Below are 15,927 nucleotides of genomic sequence, written 5' to 3'. Positions count from 1 at the left end.
TAAAATCTAGCTCTCGGCTGCGACTTCGAGCGCCAGCCGGGTCATGTCGGTGAAAAGCGCCTGGCGCTCCGAATAGTCGGTCAATTCACCGGTGGCGACATGATCGACAACGGTCAGCAGCGACAGCGCTCGCGCGCCGAACTGCGCCACAATCCGATAGAGCGCGCTGGTTTCCATATCTACGGCCAACGCCCGCAGCGCCATCGGCTCGTCAAACCGGGCGCGGCCGTCGGGATGATGAAACACGTCGCTGCAGATCGTCAGACCCGCGCTGCAGGCTATGCCGAGATCGGCCGCGCGTTGCAGCGCCAGCGCATGCAGCGTCTGGTCCGGTCCCGCCGGCTGGTAAAGGCCGAAGACCTGTCCGCTGATTGCACTCTCGGCCCGCACCTCGCTGGAGATGACGACGCCGCGCAAAGGCACGTCTTCCGACAAGCCGCCGCATGTGCCGGTGCGGATCAGCGTTTTGACGCCGTAATGCTCCATCAGCTCAAAGGCATAAATCAGGAAAGACGGCGCCCCTATCCCGGTCGCCTGGATGCTGACCGGCTTGCCGCGGAACCGGCCGGTGAAGCCCAGCGCGCCCCTTCGGCGGTTCACACAGCGCGGCGCCTCGAGAAAGGTTTCCGCCATCCATCGGGCGCGCTCGGGATCGCCCGGCAAGAGCGCCGTTTCGGCATAGTCCCCCCTCTCCGCCTCGATATGCGGCGTCACGCGCTATCACCCCTGATAGACCCATCCGGCGACCATCATGGCAGGACTGCCGCAATGCGCAAGCTCTGGCTTATTTAGGGCAATCCAGGGAAGCGCTGAACGCCCTAGGATTCCAGCACGTCCTTGACGATCGTCGCCAGTTGCTTGAGCGAGAACGGTTTCGGCAGGAAGCCGAAATGCGCCTCGGCCGGCAGGTTCTTCGCAAACGCGTCCTCGGCATAGCCCGAAACGAACACGAACTTGATGTCAGGCTGGCGTTTGCGCAGCTCGACGAGCAATGTCGGCCCGTCCATCTCCGGCATCACCACGTCGGACACCACGATATCGACCTTGCCGCCGAGCGCCTCGAACACTTCAAGCGCCTCGACGCCGGACGACGCCTCGTGCACGGTATAGCCGCGCGAGGTCAGCGCCCGCACGCCGCCCATGCGCACGGCGTCTTCGTCCTCGACTAGAAGCACCGTGGCCGAGCCGGAAAGATCTTTCGCGGTGTCGGCGGTCTTGGCCGGAGCAGTCGCCGCTGTCGACGGCGCCTCGCCAGGCTCGGCCTGCTTCTTCACCTCGGCGATGTGGCGCGGCAGGAAGATACGGAACACCGTGCCCTTGCCGACTTCGGAATCGCAGAAGATGAAGCCGCCGGTCTGCTTGATGATGCCGTAGACCATCGACAGGCCGAGGCCGGTGCCCTTGCCCACTTCTTTGGTCGTGAAGAACGGCTCGAAGATCTTCTTCAGCACGTCGGGCTCAATGCCGCTGCCGGTGTCCTCGACGTCGACGAGCACGTAGTCGGCCGGCGTCAATTCGCGGTAGGCGAAGGATTTGCACTCGTCGGCGGTGACGTTGCGGGTGCGCACGGTGAGATCGCCGCCGCTCGGCATGGCGTCGCGCGCATTGACGGCGAGATTGACCACCACCTGCTCGAACTGGCCGATATCGACTTTGACCGGCCACAGGTCGCGGCCGTGGTCGATCTTCAGCTTGATGTCGTTGCCGACGAGGCGTGCGAGCAGCATCCTGAGATCGGCCAGAACATCGGTCAGGTTGAGCACTTCCGGCCGCAGCGTCTGCTTGCGCGAGAAGGCGAGCAATTGCCGCACGAGCGAGGCCGCCCGGTTGGCGTTCTGCTTGATATTCATGATGTCGGGGAAGGACGGGTCCGACGGCCGGTGGTTGGTCAAGAGAAGGTCGGACGCCATGATGATGGCGGTCAGCACGTTGTTGAAATCGTGCGCGATACCGCCGGCGAGCTGGCCGACAGCCTGCATCTTCTGGCTCTGCGCCATCTGGCCCTCAAGCGCCTTCTGCTCGGTGGTTTCTACCGCATAGACGATCGCCGCCTCCTCGGCGCCTTCGCTGCCCGCGCTGTCGGCGACGGCATTGACGTAGAAGCGGATGTGGCGCTCCTCATTGCCGGGCAGGACGGAATCGATCGGCTCGATATTGGCCTGCCGCTGCCGCGCCTTCTCGAAGGCGGCGGCGAATGCCGGCCGGTCGCGCTCGTGGACGATAGTCTCGAACCGCACCCGCCGGTCGACGGCGTCGCGGTCGACCACGGACGAAAACAGCTGCAGGAATGGCGCGTTGGTGCGCAGGATGCGTCCGCTCGCATCGACGCCGGCAATGGCCATCGGCGTCGAGTTGAAGAAGCGGGTGAAGCGAACCTCGGAGGCCCGCAGCTCCGCGGAAGCGTCCTCGCCCTGGGTGCGGTTGAGCACGATCGTGCGGGTCGGGCCGTTCACGCCTTCGCGGCTTGCCGAAACCCGGTGCATGAAGCGCACCGGCAGCGCCTGGCCGCTCATCGTGGTGAGATCGAGATCGATGACGGCGTTGCGGGTGGTACCGGGGTCGGCCTTGACCGAGCGGACCAGCGCCATGCCGTCGCCGGCGATGATTTCCGGCAGCGTGATGGCGCCCGGCGTGAAGGAGGCAAGGTCGATGCCCAGCCACTCGGCGAGCGTGGCGTTGATATAGGTGACGCGGCCTTCCTGGTCGGCAGAGAAGAATCCGGCCGGCGCATGGTCTAGATGGTCGATGGCTTTCTGCAGGTCGAGGAAGAAACGCTCCTGCTCCGCCCGTTCCTGCGAAATGTCGGCGAGCTGCCAGGCCAGCATCGGCAATCTTTGCCCGGGCATGCTGAAGGCGCGGGCGCGGGCGCGGTACCAGCGCGCGCCCGGTTCGGCGCCTGGTTTGATCGATTGCGCCAGCCGGAACTCGCCGTCGCCGGCCTGGCCGTCGCGCAGGCCCGACGCCAGCCGGTAGATCGTCATCGAGGCCTCGGGAACATCCGACAACAGCCCTTCGACGGTCTTGAGATCGGCGGCCGAGGCAGCGCCCGTCATGTCGGCATAGGCGCGGTTGGCGTAGACGACGCGGCCCTTGGTGTCGGTGACCAGCAGGCCCTGCGACATGGAGTCGACGAAGGCTTTCGACAATTCGTCGCCGGTTGAACGCGGTGCGATCTGCACGAAGCCGATCGCGGTCGCGAACAGGAAGCCGACGCCGATCATGGCGAGCACGCCGAGCATGCCGAGCAGGAAAGGATCGCCGAGGCGCTCGCGGAAAAGTCCGAAGACGATCGCGGCGCCGGTCAAGACGACGATGAAGACGATGAGCCTCGTGACGGCGCCCGGACGCGTGTTCTGGTCGACGATCGGCACCGGATAGAAATCGCCGCGCGCTTCCTTGGCCATGGTCCCCCTGCTCGTGATTCCGGTGTCCGACGGGCACGGACGGCCGGTTGAATCACATTCTCCTGTAGCGGAAAAGGCCTCGGCGGCAAATGTCCGATAAAATCAACGATTCATGTTTCAAACTGTTCACGATGGGTGATGTGAACTTGCGGTCGCTGGTCCCAACGGTCTAGTGTCCCCTGACTTCAAAGATGGCGATTGGGGTGCACTGATGCAGTGGCTGGATAATGTAGCGGGCCCGGGTTATGTCGCTGCAATCCTGTGGACGGTAGCGGCTCTCATCATGCTGGTTGTCGTCCTGCTCGCCATCAAGGTGGTCCGCAACCTGACGTTCGGCACCTTCGTCGCCGGCGGCAGGAACCGCAAGACGCGGCTTGCCGTGATGGATGCCACCGCTGTCGACAGCCATCGCCGGCTTGTCCTGGTGCGCCGCGACGACATCGAGCATCTGATCCTGATCGGCGGGCCGACCGATGTCGTGGTCGAGCGCGACATCAGGCTGGCGGCGCTGCGCCGCCCGGCATTGACGGGCGATGCCGGTCAGCAGCAGATAGGAGTTGCGCAACGCCCGCGCGCGCCGCAACCGGCGCCCGCACCTGCACCCAAGCCGGCGGCGCCGAGCCAGCCGACGGCGAAGGTTATGCCGCTGCCGGGCTACGGAACGACGAACGGCAGCACCCGATATGCGCCGCCGCCCCCAAACGATTCCGTCGACGACACGCTGATGCACGAGCTCGAGACCTCTCTCGACGAGACGCATTCCCAGCCGGCACCCAGCAAGCCCGCGGCCAAGCCTTCGCTCGATGACGAGATGACCAAGCTGCTTGGCGAGTTGGGCAGCCACAAGCGCTGACCCAACGGCACTGCACAGGGATTTTGACCGGGTCGGCTCTGTTTGCGTTGGCAGGTGCATGCGTTGGAGATTGGCCGAAACGCTCACCCTGTCGTCATTCCAGGGCGGAGCAGCCGCGAAGCGGCGTCGCGAAGACCCTGGAATCCATGCCGTTACCTTCGCCAAGGAATGCAACGGAGCAAGATTCTGCACCGTCGCAGCGCGTCCACGTCACGGAATGGATTCTATGGTCTGCGCGCGTCGCTTCGCTCCTTGCTCCGCCATAGAATGACGAGGTTGGGGCGGCTTCCGCCAATCTCCAGCGTTTGCGCTGGTTTCACGAAATGAACGGAAAATCCTGCACCAAGACAAAACGGCAGCCCTTCAAAATCCCTGTGTCGGGGAACTAGGGAAAGTGTGCGCGGTTAGGCTTGGCGGCTTCGCCGTAGCTTCCGTCTGGAATTGCGTAAAAACAAAGAGATAGAGCGGTTCGCCATTTCCGTGGAATGGTGAAAACCGTGAAGCGCTTTAACGGCAGCTTGCCGGCGGAGGCGAGCCTTCCGCGCCCTGAGCGCTGAAAACAAAAAATGGCCGGAATTCCGGCCATTTTCGATGTTCCTGCCTGTTGGATCGCGTCAGTCGTCGCGATAGACCTTCTCGCGGCGTTCATGGCGCTCTTGCGCCTCGATCGACAACGTCGCGATCGGACGCGCATCGAGCCGCTTCAGCGCGATCGGCTCCCCGGTCTCCTCGCAATAGCCATAGGTGCCTTCGTCGATGCGCTGGAGCGCGGAGTCGATTTTCGAGATGAGCTTGCGTTGGCGATCGCGGGCGCGCAATTCGATGGCACGGTCGGTTTCGGAGGAGGCGCGATCGGCTAGGTCGGGATGATTGGCGTTTTCCTGCTGCAGGATTTCTAGGGTTTCGCGCGCTTCGCGCAGAATGTCGTTCTTCCAGGTGATAAGCTTTTGACGGAAGTACGATTTTTGCCGTTCGTTCATGAACGGCTCGTCTTCGGAGGGTACGTAATTGGCGGTAACGATATCGTTCATTCGACTCACCCAACAACCCCAAAATTTGGCGCCTATATATTCGGGGAAAAGAGCCTGCACAAGCGCTATCGGCGACAGTTTCACGCAATTGTTAGTCTTGCATCGGCAACTCCGGCGGCGACGTTGTTCAACGGCAGAAAACGAATTCGCACATGATTCGTTGCAGTTGCCGGCCGACCATTGTGCATGACATCGTTCTGGTGACTAATCGCGCTTTGCCGGGAAGGTAGCGCCATGGGGGTCCGGTTGAGCAGACTTTATCTGTTGCGGCATGCCAAAGCCGGCTGGGCGCTGCCCGGCATGCGCGATTTCGATCGCCCGCTCGACGAATCGGGCATGGCCGATGCCGAAGCGATCGGAGAGGCCATGCGGGCCCGCAACTATGTGCCGGACGTCACCCTTTGCTCCAGCGCCAAGCGGGCCAGGCAGACGCTGGAAGGCCTGGCGGGGCGCACCGACACCGGCCGGGTGCTGTTCTTCGATACGCTCTACAGCGAGGATGCGGCCGGCTATCTGGAGATCATCCGCAAAAATCGGGACGCCGGCCAGCTTCTGGTGATCGGCCACAACCCCATGACCGAAGATCTGGCCATGGCGGTGTCCGGAAATGGCGAGCAGGCGGCGCGCGGCATGATGAATCATGGTTTTCCGACCTCCGGCCTTGCCGTGGTGCGCTTTCCCGGCAACCTTGCCGAAGCGGCGCAGGGCAATGGCTATCTCGAAGCTTTTCTCACGCCGGCCGACCTCTGAGGCCATTTCAAACGCACGGCCCAGGGCCTATATCGGGCGCTGACGCGCAACCAGAGGCCTGATTTGGCATCATCGCTGACCAGTTTTACCGACGAGGCGAGGATTGCGCTCGACACGTTGTCGGGCCGCGCCGCCGAGCTCTTCTCTCCGTCAATGCGCCTTGGCGTCACCGGCCTGTCGCGCGCCGGCAAGACGGTGTTCATCTCCGCCCTCGTCCACAATCTCATCCATGGCGGTCGCCTGCCGCTGTTCGAGGCGCAGAAATCCGGCCGCATCGCCCGCGCCTTCCTCGAGGAGCAGCCGGACGATGCCGTTCCGCGTTTCCAATATGAAGATCATGTCGCGGCTTTGGTGAACGAGCGCGTCTGGCCGGACTCTACGCGCGCCATCTCCGAGCTCCGGCTCACCATCGAATATGAGTCGGCTTCCGGCTGGAATCGTCTGTTTTCCGCTGGAAAACTGTCGGTCGACATCGTCGATTATCCCGGCGAATGGCTGCTCGACCTGCCGCTGCTCGGCAAATCCTTCGCCGATTTTTCGCGCGAGGCGGTCGAGTTGGCCGCCCTGCCCGTCCGCTGCGACCTGTCGCAGGCCTGGCGTGAGTTGGCCTCCACCATCGATCCCGATGCCGACGCCGACGAGATGACCGCCCGGCGATTGGCCGAAAGCTTTGCCGCCTATCTCAAGGCGTGCAAGCTCGACGACCGCGCGCTGTCGACGCTGCCGCCAGGCCGTTTTCTGATGCCGGGCGATCTCGAAGGCTCGCCGGCGCTCACCTTCGCGCCGCTGCTGACGCTGTCGCAAGGCCGGCCGCGCTCCGGATCCCTGCGGGCGATGATGGAGCGCCGCTACGAGGCCTATAAGACGCATGTCGTCAAACCGTTCTTTCGCGAGCACATCGCCCGCCTCGACCGGCAGATCGTGCTGATCGACGCCATGCAGGCGCTCAATGCCGGCCCGGCCGCGATGGCCGATCTGGAGCGCGCGGTCACCGAGATCCTGTCCTGCTTCCGGCCCGGACGGGGCAATTTCCTGACCGACTTCTTCTCGCGCCGCATCGACCGCATCCTGGTGGCCGCGACCAAGGCGGACCATCTGCACCACGAAAGCCATGACCGGCTGCAGGCGATCGTGCGCCGGCTGACCGACCGCGCCGTCGCGCGGGCGAATTTCAGCGGCGCAGCCGTCGATGTCGTCGCCATGGCCGCCGTTCGCTCGACCCGCGAAGGCACGGTGAAGCAGGGGCGAGAGACACTCCCCGTCATCATCGGCATGCCGCTGAAAAGCGAGACGATCAACGGCGAGACATTCGACGGAAAGACCGAAACCGCCATCTTCCCGGGCGATTTGCCGGAAAAGGTCGACGCGGTGTTCGACGTTTCCGGATCGCCGGCGGACAGCGCCGAATCGGCGATCCGCTTCGTGCGTTTCCGCCCGCCGAAGCTTGAACGCACCGCCGAAGGCGTCACGCTGTCCTTGCCGCATATCCGGCTCGACCGCGCGCTACAGTTCCTTATCGGAGATCATCTGGCATGACCGCGTCCCGCAAACCGGCGGCCTTCCGCATCGAGCCTGAGACCGAAGCGCCGCCGCAACCACAGCGAAATAGCGCCGCAGAGGAGCCGCCGGCGCGCAGGCCACGTGCCGCGAGGGGCGATTTAGCGGTCGTGATCCCCTCGGAAGTCGACGTCTTCGACGAGCCGGATGTCGAGGCCGCGCTCCCGCCGCCGGCGACAGCGCCGAGAAAGCGTTCGCTGCTTTCCCGGCTGTTCTTCGGCGCTCTCGGCGTGCTCGTCTCGCTGGCGGTCGGCCTTTGGGCCGACCAGTTGATCCGCGACCTGTTCGCGCGCGCCGAATGGCTCGGCTGGCTGGCGGCCGGCATGGCGGCGATCGCGCTGCTCTCGCTGCTCGTCATCCTCGTCCGCGAATTCCTCGCCATCGCCCGCCTTGCCGAAGTCGAAAAGATGCAGAAACGGGCCCTGGATGCCGTGGCGCGCGACGACCCCAAGGCGGCGCGCGCCTTGGTCGACGAGCTCTCGACTTTCGTCGCCGCAAAACCCGAGACCGCCGCCGGCCGCCGTTCGCTCGCCGAATTGCGCGGCGAGATCATCGACGGCGCCAATCTGGTACGGCTGGCCGAGACCGAAATCCTGTCGCCTCTCGATGCCCGCGCCAAAGTCATGATTCTGGAGGCGGCGAAGCGCGTGTCGCTCATAACGGCGGTCAGCCCGCGCGCGCTGGTCGACATCGCCTATGTCGTGTTCGAGGCCGGGCGGCTGATCCGGCGTCTCTCCGAGCTCTATGGCGGCCGCCCAGGCACGCTCGGCTTCTTCCGGCTGGCGCGCGGCGTGCTCGCGCATCTGGCGGTGACCGGCTCGATCGCGGTGGGCGACAGTTTCGTGCAGCAGATCGTCGGCCATGGGCTTGCCGCAAAACTCTCGGCAAAACTCGGCGAAGGCGTCGTCAACGGCATGATGACGGCGCGCATCGGCATCGCGGCGATGGAAACGGCACGCCCCTTGCCGTTCATCGCCGTGAAGCGCCCGGGCCTCGGCGATTTCCTCTCGGCGCTGACGTCGTTCGCGGCACGAAAGAACGGCCAGGACGACCGATAAGGTAAACGCGCGACCCACCGCGGGTGACGAAGCATTAACCAATCTTCTGCATGGTCGGTCCGGTCCCAAGAATAGACTCTTTCGTGCCGGGTGTCGTCGATGAGAAGCGTAATCCTGTCCTGCGTCCTGCCTGCCGCCATTACGATTGCCGCGCCGCTCGGCCTCGTCGAAAAGGCCGTTGGCGCAGAGCCGGACAAGCAGTTTTTCCGCTCCGTCGAAGGCAGATGGGTCGGCCCTGGCGAGATCATCGCCGGCAAGTACAAAGGCACCAAATTCACCTGCGATTTCAATGGCTCGACGCCCGCCAGCAAGCTCGGCATGACGCTTGACGGCGGCTGCAGGGTCGGCGTGTTCACGCAAAAGATGTCGGCCAGCGTCGAGCGCAAGGGCCGCGATGGCTACAGGGGCACCTTCATGGGCGGCTCGACTGAAAGCGGCATGGACATTGTCGGCGGCAATGTCGTCGACGCCCAGAAGGTCGTCTTCACCATCAATCGCAAGCAGTTGAACGGCGTCATGCAGGCGCGTGTCCCCGACGGCAATTCGATGACCGTGACGGTGGCCGTGCGCGTCGACAATCAGCTGGTGCCGGTGATCGGCATGAGCCTGAAGCGGGTTGATTCGGTCGAAGTCGGCGCCATCGCCAAGAACTGATCCGGCGCGTTCCGGCAGCCCGCGTCCGGCACCCGCTACAAGACGGTTCAGGTCAAAGTCGGGAAGTGGCAGGCCACTTTGCGGCCCGGACGATATTCCTTCAGTTCCGGCCGCTCAGAACGGCACCGGTCCGCCGCGATCGGGCATCGCGGATGGAAGCGGCATCCGGACGGAGGCTTCAGCGGGCTCGGCACGTCGCCGGTGAGGATGATGCGCTTGCGCGCGCCCGCAGGCGTCGTCTCGACGATGGGAACCGCCGAGATCAGCGCCTGGCTGTAGGGATGGGCGGGTGTCGCAAAGACCTCTTCCGCCGGGCCCTCCTCGACGATCGAGCCGAGATACATGACCGCGATGCGGGTCGAGACCTGGCGCACTACCGAGAGATCGTGGGCGATGAAGATATAGGTGAGCTTCAGCTTCTCCTGCAAATCGGCGAGCAGGTTGACGATCTGGGCCTGCACCGACACGTCGAGCGCGGAGACCGGCTCGTCCAGCACGACAATGTCGGGGTTCAAGGCGATCGCCCGCGCGATGCCGACGCGCTGGCGCTGCCCGCCGGAGAATTCGTGCGGATAGCGCATCATATGGTCCGGCGACAATCCGACCAGCTCGAACAGCTCCGCCACGCGCGCGGTGATCTTACGCGCCGAAACCGTGCCGTGGATACGCAGCGGCTCGGCGACGAGATCGCCGACGCGCCGGCGCGGATTGAGCGAGGCCGAGGGATCCTGGAAGACCATTTGCAAGCGGCGCCTAAGCGGCCTGAGCTCGGACAGCGACTTCGAGGTGATGTCGTCGCCTTCGAACAAAAGCTTGCCGTCGGTGATGTCGTAGAGCCGAACCAGGCAGCGCGCCAGCGTGGACTTGCCGCATCCGGACTCGCCGACCAGCCCGACAGTCTCGCCGCGCCGCACGGTCAGCGAGACGTTGTCCACCGCGTGGACGGTCCGCCTGCCTTCGGCGGAAAAGCGGGTGCCGATCGAAAAGCGTTTTGCCAGCGAGCGCGTCTCTAGGATCGGGCGATCTGTGTCTGTCATCAACTCGCTCATGCCTGCGCCACCCGAAAGCACGCGGCGGCATGCGCGCTCGCGCCGAGACCCGGCTTGCCAGCCTCGCAAGGCTCGTAGCGGACCGGGCAGCGCGGACCGAAGGCGCAGCCTTGCGGCAGCCGCAGTAAGGACGGCGGCGAGCCAGGGATGGCCGGCAGGCGGCGCGGTTTCTCGCCGGTCAGCGGCGGGATCGAGCCAAGTAGGGCGCGCGTATAAGGGTGCCGCGGATCGGAAAACAGCTCCGTGCGGGTGCCGCGCTCCACCACGCGGCCGGCATACATGACCATGACGCGGTCGGCGAGCTCGGAGACCACACCCATGTCATGCGTGATGAAGACCACCGCCGACTTGTGCTTCGCCCGCAATTTGCGCACGAGGTCGAGAATGCCGGCCTGCACGGTGACATCGAGCGCGGTGGTCGGCTCGTCGGCCACCAGCAGCGCCGGATCGCAGGACAAGGCCATCGCGATCACCGCCCGCTGCCGCATGCCGCCGGAAAGCTGGTGCGGATAGCGCGACATCGCCTCGTGCGGGTTGGGAAAATTCACCTCCGCCAGCAACTGCTCGACGCGCTCCATCGCCTTGGACTTGCTTAACCCACGATGCGCCCGAATCTGCTCGGCGATCTGCCAGCCGATCGTGTAGACCGGCGTCAGCGCCGTCATCGGGTCCTGGAAGATCATCGCGATCTCGTTGCCGCGCAGGCGCCTCAGCTCGCGCGTCGGCAGTCCCACCAGTTCGCGGCCCTTGTAGCGGATCGAGCCTTCGATGGTGGCGTTCGGGTCGGTGATAAGCCCCATCACAGCGAGCAGCGACACCGTCTTGCCGGAGCCGGATTCGCCGACGACGCCGAGGATCTCGCTTTCCTCGAGGTCGAAGGAAACGCCGTCGATGGCGCGCACCGGCCCGTCATGGGTGCGGAAGGAGACTTTGAGATCGCGCACCGACAATATCATGATGCCCTCAGGCGCGGATCGAGAAGGATGTAGACGAAATCGACGACCGCGTTGGCGATCACCACGAACATCGAAGCATACATGACCGTCGCCATGATCATCGGCAAATCGAGATTCTGCAGCGCGTCATAGGTGAGCTTGCCGATGCCGTGCAGGCCGAACACGACCTCGGTCAGCAAGGCCGAGCCGCCCACCAGCGCGCCGAAGTCGAGACCGAAAAGGGTGACGAAGGCGATCAGCGAGGTGCGCAGCGCATGGCGAAACAGGATGCGGGTCTCCGACAGGCCCTTGGCGCGGGCGGTGCGGATATAATCTTCCTGCATGGATTCGATGATGGCCGCGCGCAGCACGCGCCCGTAAATGCCGATATAGAGGATGGCGAGCGTGATCCATGGGATGACCAACGTCAGGAACCAGCCCTTGGGATCGTCGGAAAAATTCTTGTAGCCGAGCGGCGGCACCCAGGAGAACGCCCAGCTGTCGTGATAGCGGCTTTGGGTGATCAGGTTCATCACCTCGCCCAGCCAGTAGACCGGCATGGAAATGCCGAGCAGGCCCAGCGCCATCAGAAGCTTGTCCAGCCAGCTGTCGCGGGTGGCCGCGGCGACGATGCCGATGATGATGGAGACGACCACCCACAGGACCGCGGCGCCGAACACCAGCGAAAGCGTCACCGGGATCGAATCCAGCACGGCCGGCACCACCTTCCAGCCGCGATTGACGAAGGAGGTCAGGTCGCCGGTGACGAATATCTTCTCCATCATGCGCGTGTATTGCACGTAGAGCGGCTGGTCGAAGCCGAAGCTGTGGCGAACCGCGGCCAGCACTTCGGGAGAAGCGTTGCGGCCGGCGATGCGCGCGGCGGGATCGGCGCCGGGCGTGGCGAAGAAGATCAGGAAGACGATGACCGAGATGCCGAACATCACGAACAGCATCTGGCCGAAGCGGCGAAGGATGGCATAAAACATCAGTCGCGCCCCAACCGGACCTTGGAGCGCGGGTCGAGCGCATCGCGCAGGCCGTCGCCGAAGACGTTGAGAGCCATGACGGAAACGGCGATCGCCAGGCCAGGCACCAGCGCCACCAGCGGTCGCGTATAGAGCAGCGCCTGCCCGTCCTGGATGATGGTGCCCCAGCTCGCGGCCGGCGGCTGCACGCCGATCGACAGGAACGACAGCGCCGATTCCGTCAGCATGTTCAGCGCCATCATCAGCGGCACGAAGACGATGAGCGTGGTGGTGATGTTGGGCAGGATGTCGCGCCACAGGATGCGCCAGCCCGGCACGCCGAGATTGATCGCGGCGAACACGAACTCGCTGTGGCGCAGCGCCAGGACCTGGCCGCGTATCGGGCGCGCGACATAGGGTATATAGACGATACCTATGATGATGATCGGCAACCATAGGCTACCCGATTGGATCTCGATCGGTCCGATCGCGATGCCTTGCGCGATGGTGACGATGGAAAGCGAAATCGCTAGCAGATAGATCGGGAACGCCCAGAGCACGTCGAGCAAGCGCGACAGCACCGTATCGGTGATGCCGCCGAAATAACCCGCGATCAGTCCCGCCATCGTGCCGACGATCAGCGTGAAGATGGTGGCTGCGCCCGAGATCAAAAGCGAGTTCAGGCCGCCATAGAGCAACCTTGCCATGACGTCGCGGCCCTGGCTGTCGGCGCCGAGGAAATAATTGCCGAGCCGCCATGTCGGACCGATCGGCGTGTAGCCAAGCCCCAGCCCCTCGGTCGACTGTTCCATCACCGGAACGTCGGCGCCGTCGATCTGGATGACGGCGTCGAGCGTCGAGGCGAACGGGTCCGTGCCCGCCCATTTTGCGTAAAGCGGCGCGCTGAAACAGGCGAGAACGATGATGAGGAACACGGCCAGGGACGCCATGGCGGCCCTGTCCGTTGCCAGCTTCGCAAACGCGACGGCCCAGGGCCCTCGCGTCTTGCGCGGCATGGCGGCGACTTGGCTGGACACGATATGTGTTTCCGCGGTTCGTTACTGGACCCAGGCCCCTTACTGCACCCAGGATTGGGTGATAATCCAGTTGAACTGCGGGTTGAATTTGAAATTGCCGATGCGCTTGCTGACGAAATCAAGCCGCTTCGGCGTGAACAGCCCGACCGCCGGCGCCTTGTCGGTGACCTGCTTGTCGATTGCCGCCCACAATTTGTCGGCCGCCTTCTGGTCGGTCACGCCGAGGTCCAGCGCCTTCTGCATCTGGGCGTCGATGTCCTTGTCGCAGAAGCCGGAAATGTTGATCGAGGCGTCCGAGCCTTCGCGATAGGAAGCGCAGCTGAACAGGATGTTCAGGAAGTCCGACGCCGCCGGGTAATCCTTGTACCACTGGGTGACGGACATCTGCACTTTGTTGTTGGTGTTCTGGATATAGGTGAACTGCAGGTTGGACGAGATCGGCTTGACGTCGGCGACATAGCCGATGTTGGTCAGAACGCTCTGCAGATAGACGCCGATCGACCGCGAGATGGCGGTATCCTCGACGATGATGGTCACCTTCTGGCCCTTGGTGCCCGATTCCTCGACGAGCTGCTTGGCCTTCTCGACATCCGGAGCCGACCATTTGGCGCCCGGGTTCTTGGTGAAGGGGCAATAGTCCTCATGTCCGGGGAAGTCCGGCGGCAGGACCTGGCAGACCGGCGAAGCCAGCACCTTGCCGCCGAACAGCTTGACCAGCGTGTTGCGGTCGACGGCATAGGCGACGGCCTGGCGCGCCTTTTCATTGTCGAACGGAGCCATGCGCGTGTTCAGCGGCGCGTACCACCAAGCTGAAAGCGGCGAGATATGCAGCTGGTCCATGGACTTGCTGCCGAGCTCACCGAGGCGGTCGCTGGGCAGCGCGTCGAACATCCAGTCCGCTTCGCCGTTCTGGATCGCCGTCACGGCTGCCTCTTCCGAGAGGCCGAAATCATACTGCACGACATCGGGATAGCCGTCCGGCTGGGCTTCCTCGCTCCACTGCTTGAAATTGGGGTTGCGGGAAACCGTCATGCCCTTGTTGGGATCGAAGGCCGAGATCATGTAGGCGCCGGTGCTGGGGATCGGCTTGGAGCCCATGTCCTCGGCCGGCGTGTCCGACGGCAAGATCACGGCATGCGGCAAGGCAAGCTTGTAGAGGATCTCGGCGTCCGGCTTGATGAGATTGAGAGTGATCGTGCCGGCCGCCTCGTCGGCGACGACGCCGCCTTCCAACGTGCAGCTCTTGGTGTCGGCCAGGCATTTGTCGGCGCCGACAATGCCGGCATAGAAGGTGCCCGAGGTCGGCCCGGAAATCTTGAAGATGCGCTGGAAGGAGGCGACGACGTCCTTCACGCCGAGGTCCTGGCCGTTGGAGAACTTGATGCCCTTGCGCAGCTTGAAGGTGAAGGTCTTGCCGTCATTGCTGACCTCAGGCAGCGCCTCGGCCAAGTCGGGAACGATCGAAAAACCCTCGACGCCCTCGGCCTTGCGGAAGGCGACCAGGCCGTCATAGATCGGCTGGTACATCTGCCAGCCCTGGTCCGTGTAGTTGATGTGCGGATCGAGCGTTCCGGCCGCCGACCGGGCGAGAAGGCGAATGGTGCCGCCCCGGTGTTCCTTGAGATATTCGGCATGCGCCGGAGCGAGCCACGAGCCGGCCAGCAATGCCGCGGCCGACGCCGCCAAAAGCAGTTTCTTCATGTCGTCATTCCCCTTTTCTGTTGTCGTTGTCGTCCAGGAAGTCTCCCACCACACGCATGCAGAGCTCCTGCTCCTCGACATGCGGCATGTGGCTGGAATGCTCGAATATCTGCCAGAGCGATCCCTTGATGCCGTCCTTGAAGGGCTGCACGGTCGCGGGCGTGGCTTCGTCGTAACGGCCGGAGATGAGAAGTGTCGGAACCTCAATGGCCGACAGTCGGTCGATGACGCTCCAGCTCTTCAGCGTGCCGATGACGTGGAATTCGTTCGGCCCGTTCATCACATTGTAGACGGTCGGATTGCGTACGATCTGGGCGAAGGTTTCCGTCACCTCGGGCGGGAACGGCACGACCCGGCAGACATGCTGTTCGTAGAACCGCATCGTCGCTTCCTGGTAGGCCGGATCGTCCGTCGTGCCGGCCTGTTCGTGACGGGTCAACGTGTCCTGCACGTCCTGGGGCAGATCGGCGCGCAGCCGGTTGGCTTCCTCGACCCAGAGCTTCATGGACGCCGGCGAATTGGCGATGGTCAGCGACTTCAGGCCCTTCGGCCGGGTCACGCCATATTCGGCACCCAGCATGCCGCCCCAGCTTTGACCCAGCACATGGAAGCCGCCGCGGATGCCGAGATGGTCGACGAGATTTTCCAGCTCATCGATGAAGAGTTGGGGCGTCCAGAAATCGGCGCCCTTTTCCGGCAGCAAGGTGGAATTGCCGCAGCCCAACTGGTCGTAGTGGATGACGGCGCGGCCGTCCCTGGCAAGAAGCTTATAGGCGTCGACGTAATTATGGGCGGCGCCCGGCCCACCATGCAGGATCACGACCGGGGCCTTGCCGGCATCGAGCGCGCCGCTGATCCGGTACCAGGTTTCGTAGGCGCCGAAGCCGGCCCGCCCTTCCTTGCTGACGATCTCGGACGGCATCCCGGCTC

General features: G+C 64.1%; 14 protein-coding genes. 5 read left to right on the top strand and 9 right to left on the bottom strand.

Going from position 1 to position 15,927, the window contains the following annotated elements:
- Positions 1–6 precede the first annotated feature (6 nt).
- Complete coding sequence (locus FJW05_RS03210; protein ID WP_140627709.1) at positions 7–714, bottom strand: DeoD-type purine-nucleoside phosphorylase; 708 nt, start codon at positions 712–714, stop codon at positions 7–9.
- A gap of 104 nt (positions 715–818) precedes the next feature.
- The gene (locus FJW05_RS03205; protein ID WP_140627707.1) at positions 819–3,404 is read right to left on the bottom strand and encodes an ATP-binding protein; all 2,586 of its coding nucleotides are present in this window, start codon (positions 3,402–3,404) and stop codon (positions 819–821) included.
- Between the two features lie 211 nt (positions 3,405–3,615).
- Between FJW05_RS03205 and FJW05_RS03200 the strand changes: the two genes are divergently transcribed.
- Complete coding sequence (locus FJW05_RS03200) at positions 3,616–4,257, top strand: flagellar biosynthetic protein FliO (RefSeq protein ID WP_140627705.1); 642 nt, start codon at positions 3,616–3,618, stop codon at positions 4,255–4,257.
- Between the two features lie 614 nt (positions 4,258–4,871).
- Here FJW05_RS03200 and dksA read toward each other — a convergent pair.
- Positions 4,872–5,288, bottom strand: coding sequence for an RNA polymerase-binding protein DksA (gene dksA, locus FJW05_RS03195; RefSeq protein ID WP_095765270.1), 417 nt, complete (start codon positions 5,286–5,288; stop codon positions 4,872–4,874).
- Between the two features lie 246 nt (positions 5,289–5,534).
- Here dksA and FJW05_RS03190 point away from each other — a divergent pair, with 246 nt between their 5' ends.
- From FJW05_RS03190 to FJW05_RS03175, 4 genes are all read left to right on the top strand, one after another.
- The gene (locus tag FJW05_RS03190; protein WP_140542774.1) at positions 5,535–6,038 is read left to right on the top strand and encodes a histidine phosphatase family protein; all 504 of its coding nucleotides are present in this window, start codon (positions 5,535–5,537) and stop codon (positions 6,036–6,038) included.
- A gap of 63 nt (positions 6,039–6,101) precedes the next feature.
- A complete protein-coding gene (locus FJW05_RS03185) occupies positions 6,102–7,574 on the top strand; it encodes a YcjX family protein (RefSeq protein ID WP_140627703.1) in 1,473 nt (490 codons plus the stop codon).
- Positions 7,571–8,653: a TIGR01620 family protein gene (locus tag FJW05_RS03180; RefSeq protein WP_140627701.1), complete on the top strand. Its 1,083-nt coding sequence runs from the start codon at positions 7,571–7,573 to the stop codon at positions 8,651–8,653. The genes FJW05_RS03185 and FJW05_RS03180 overlap by 4 nt, the downstream gene beginning before the upstream one ends.
- 99 nt (positions 8,654–8,752) lie before the next feature.
- Positions 8,753–9,307 (top strand): hypothetical protein, encoded by a 555-nt coding sequence (locus tag FJW05_RS03175; RefSeq protein WP_181164831.1) that lies wholly within the window; start codon positions 8,753–8,755, stop codon positions 9,305–9,307.
- A 47-nt stretch (positions 9,308–9,354) separates the two neighbouring features.
- Here FJW05_RS03175 and FJW05_RS03170 read toward each other — a convergent pair whose 3' ends face one another.
- Genes FJW05_RS03170 through FJW05_RS03145 form a run of 6 tightly spaced genes read right to left on the bottom strand, consistent with a single transcriptional unit; the run spans position 9,355 to position 15,919 of the window.
- A complete protein-coding gene (locus FJW05_RS03170) occupies positions 9,355–10,344 on the bottom strand; it encodes a dipeptide ABC transporter ATP-binding protein (RefSeq protein WP_140627697.1) in 990 nt (329 codons plus the stop codon).
- A gap of 8 nt (positions 10,345–10,352) precedes the next feature.
- Entirely contained in the window at positions 10,353–11,312 is a 960-nt protein-coding gene (locus FJW05_RS03165) for an ABC transporter ATP-binding protein (RefSeq protein ID WP_140627695.1), read from the bottom strand.
- Positions 11,309–12,280: an ABC transporter permease gene (locus FJW05_RS03160; RefSeq protein WP_140627694.1), complete on the bottom strand. Its 972-nt coding sequence runs from the start codon at positions 12,278–12,280 to the stop codon at positions 11,309–11,311. The genes FJW05_RS03165 and FJW05_RS03160 overlap by 4 nt, the downstream gene beginning before the upstream one ends.
- Positions 12,280–13,296: an ABC transporter permease gene (locus FJW05_RS03155; RefSeq protein WP_095765265.1), complete on the bottom strand. Its 1,017-nt coding sequence runs from the start codon at positions 13,294–13,296 to the stop codon at positions 12,280–12,282. The genes FJW05_RS03160 and FJW05_RS03155 overlap by 1 nt, the downstream gene beginning before the upstream one ends.
- Before the next feature lie 39 nt (positions 13,297–13,335).
- Positions 13,336–14,997 carry an ABC transporter substrate-binding protein gene (locus FJW05_RS03150; protein WP_140627692.1) on the bottom strand — a complete coding sequence of 554 codons (1,662 nt, stop codon included), beginning with the start codon at positions 14,995–14,997 and terminating at the stop codon, positions 13,336–13,338.
- Between the two features lie 4 nt (positions 14,998–15,001).
- Complete coding sequence (locus FJW05_RS03145) at positions 15,002–15,919, bottom strand: proline iminopeptidase-family hydrolase (RefSeq protein ID WP_140628209.1); 918 nt, start codon at positions 15,917–15,919, stop codon at positions 15,002–15,004.
- Positions 15,920–15,927: the final 8 nt, after the last annotated feature.

Source organism: Mesorhizobium sp. B2-9-1 (assembly GCF_006439455.1).
Taxonomy (GTDB): domain Bacteria; phylum Pseudomonadota; class Alphaproteobacteria; order Rhizobiales; family Rhizobiaceae; genus Mesorhizobium.
This window is presented reverse-complemented; position numbering and strand designations above follow the sequence as displayed.

Excerpts from the sequence above, each read along its gene's own strand:
- FJW05_RS03180 (WP_140627701.1), top strand. The coding sequence starts at position 7,571 with ATGACCGCGTCCCGCAAACCGGCGGCCTTCCGCATCGAGCCTGAGACC.
- FJW05_RS03145 (WP_140628209.1), bottom strand. The coding sequence starts at position 15,919 with ATGCCGTCCGAGATCGTCAGCAAGGAAGGGCGGGCCGGCTTCGGCGCC.
- FJW05_RS03205 (WP_140627707.1), bottom strand. The coding sequence starts at position 3,404 with ATGGCCAAGGAAGCGCGCGGCGATTTCTATCCGGTGCCGATCGTCGAC.
- FJW05_RS03175 (WP_181164831.1), top strand. The coding sequence starts at position 8,753 with ATGAGAAGCGTAATCCTGTCCTGCGTCCTGCCTGCCGCCATTACGATT.
- FJW05_RS03200 (WP_140627705.1), top strand. The coding sequence starts at position 3,616 with ATGCAGTGGCTGGATAATGTAGCGGGCCCGGGTTATGTCGCTGCAATC.
- FJW05_RS03170 (WP_140627697.1), bottom strand. The coding sequence starts at position 10,344 with ATGACAGACACAGATCGCCCGATCCTAGAGACGCGCTCGCTGGCAAAA.
- dksA (WP_095765270.1), bottom strand. The coding sequence starts at position 5,288 with ATGAACGATATCGTTACCGCCAATTACGTACCCTCCGAAGACGAGCCG.
- FJW05_RS03165 (WP_140627695.1), bottom strand. The coding sequence starts at position 11,312 with ATGATATTGTCGGTGCGCGATCTCAAAGTCTCCTTCCGCACCCATGAC.
- FJW05_RS03160 (WP_140627694.1), bottom strand. The coding sequence starts at position 12,280 with ATGTTTTATGCCATCCTTCGCCGCTTCGGCCAGATGCTGTTCGTGATG.
- FJW05_RS03150 (WP_140627692.1), bottom strand. The coding sequence starts at position 14,997 with ATGAAGAAACTGCTTTTGGCGGCGTCGGCCGCGGCATTGCTGGCCGGC.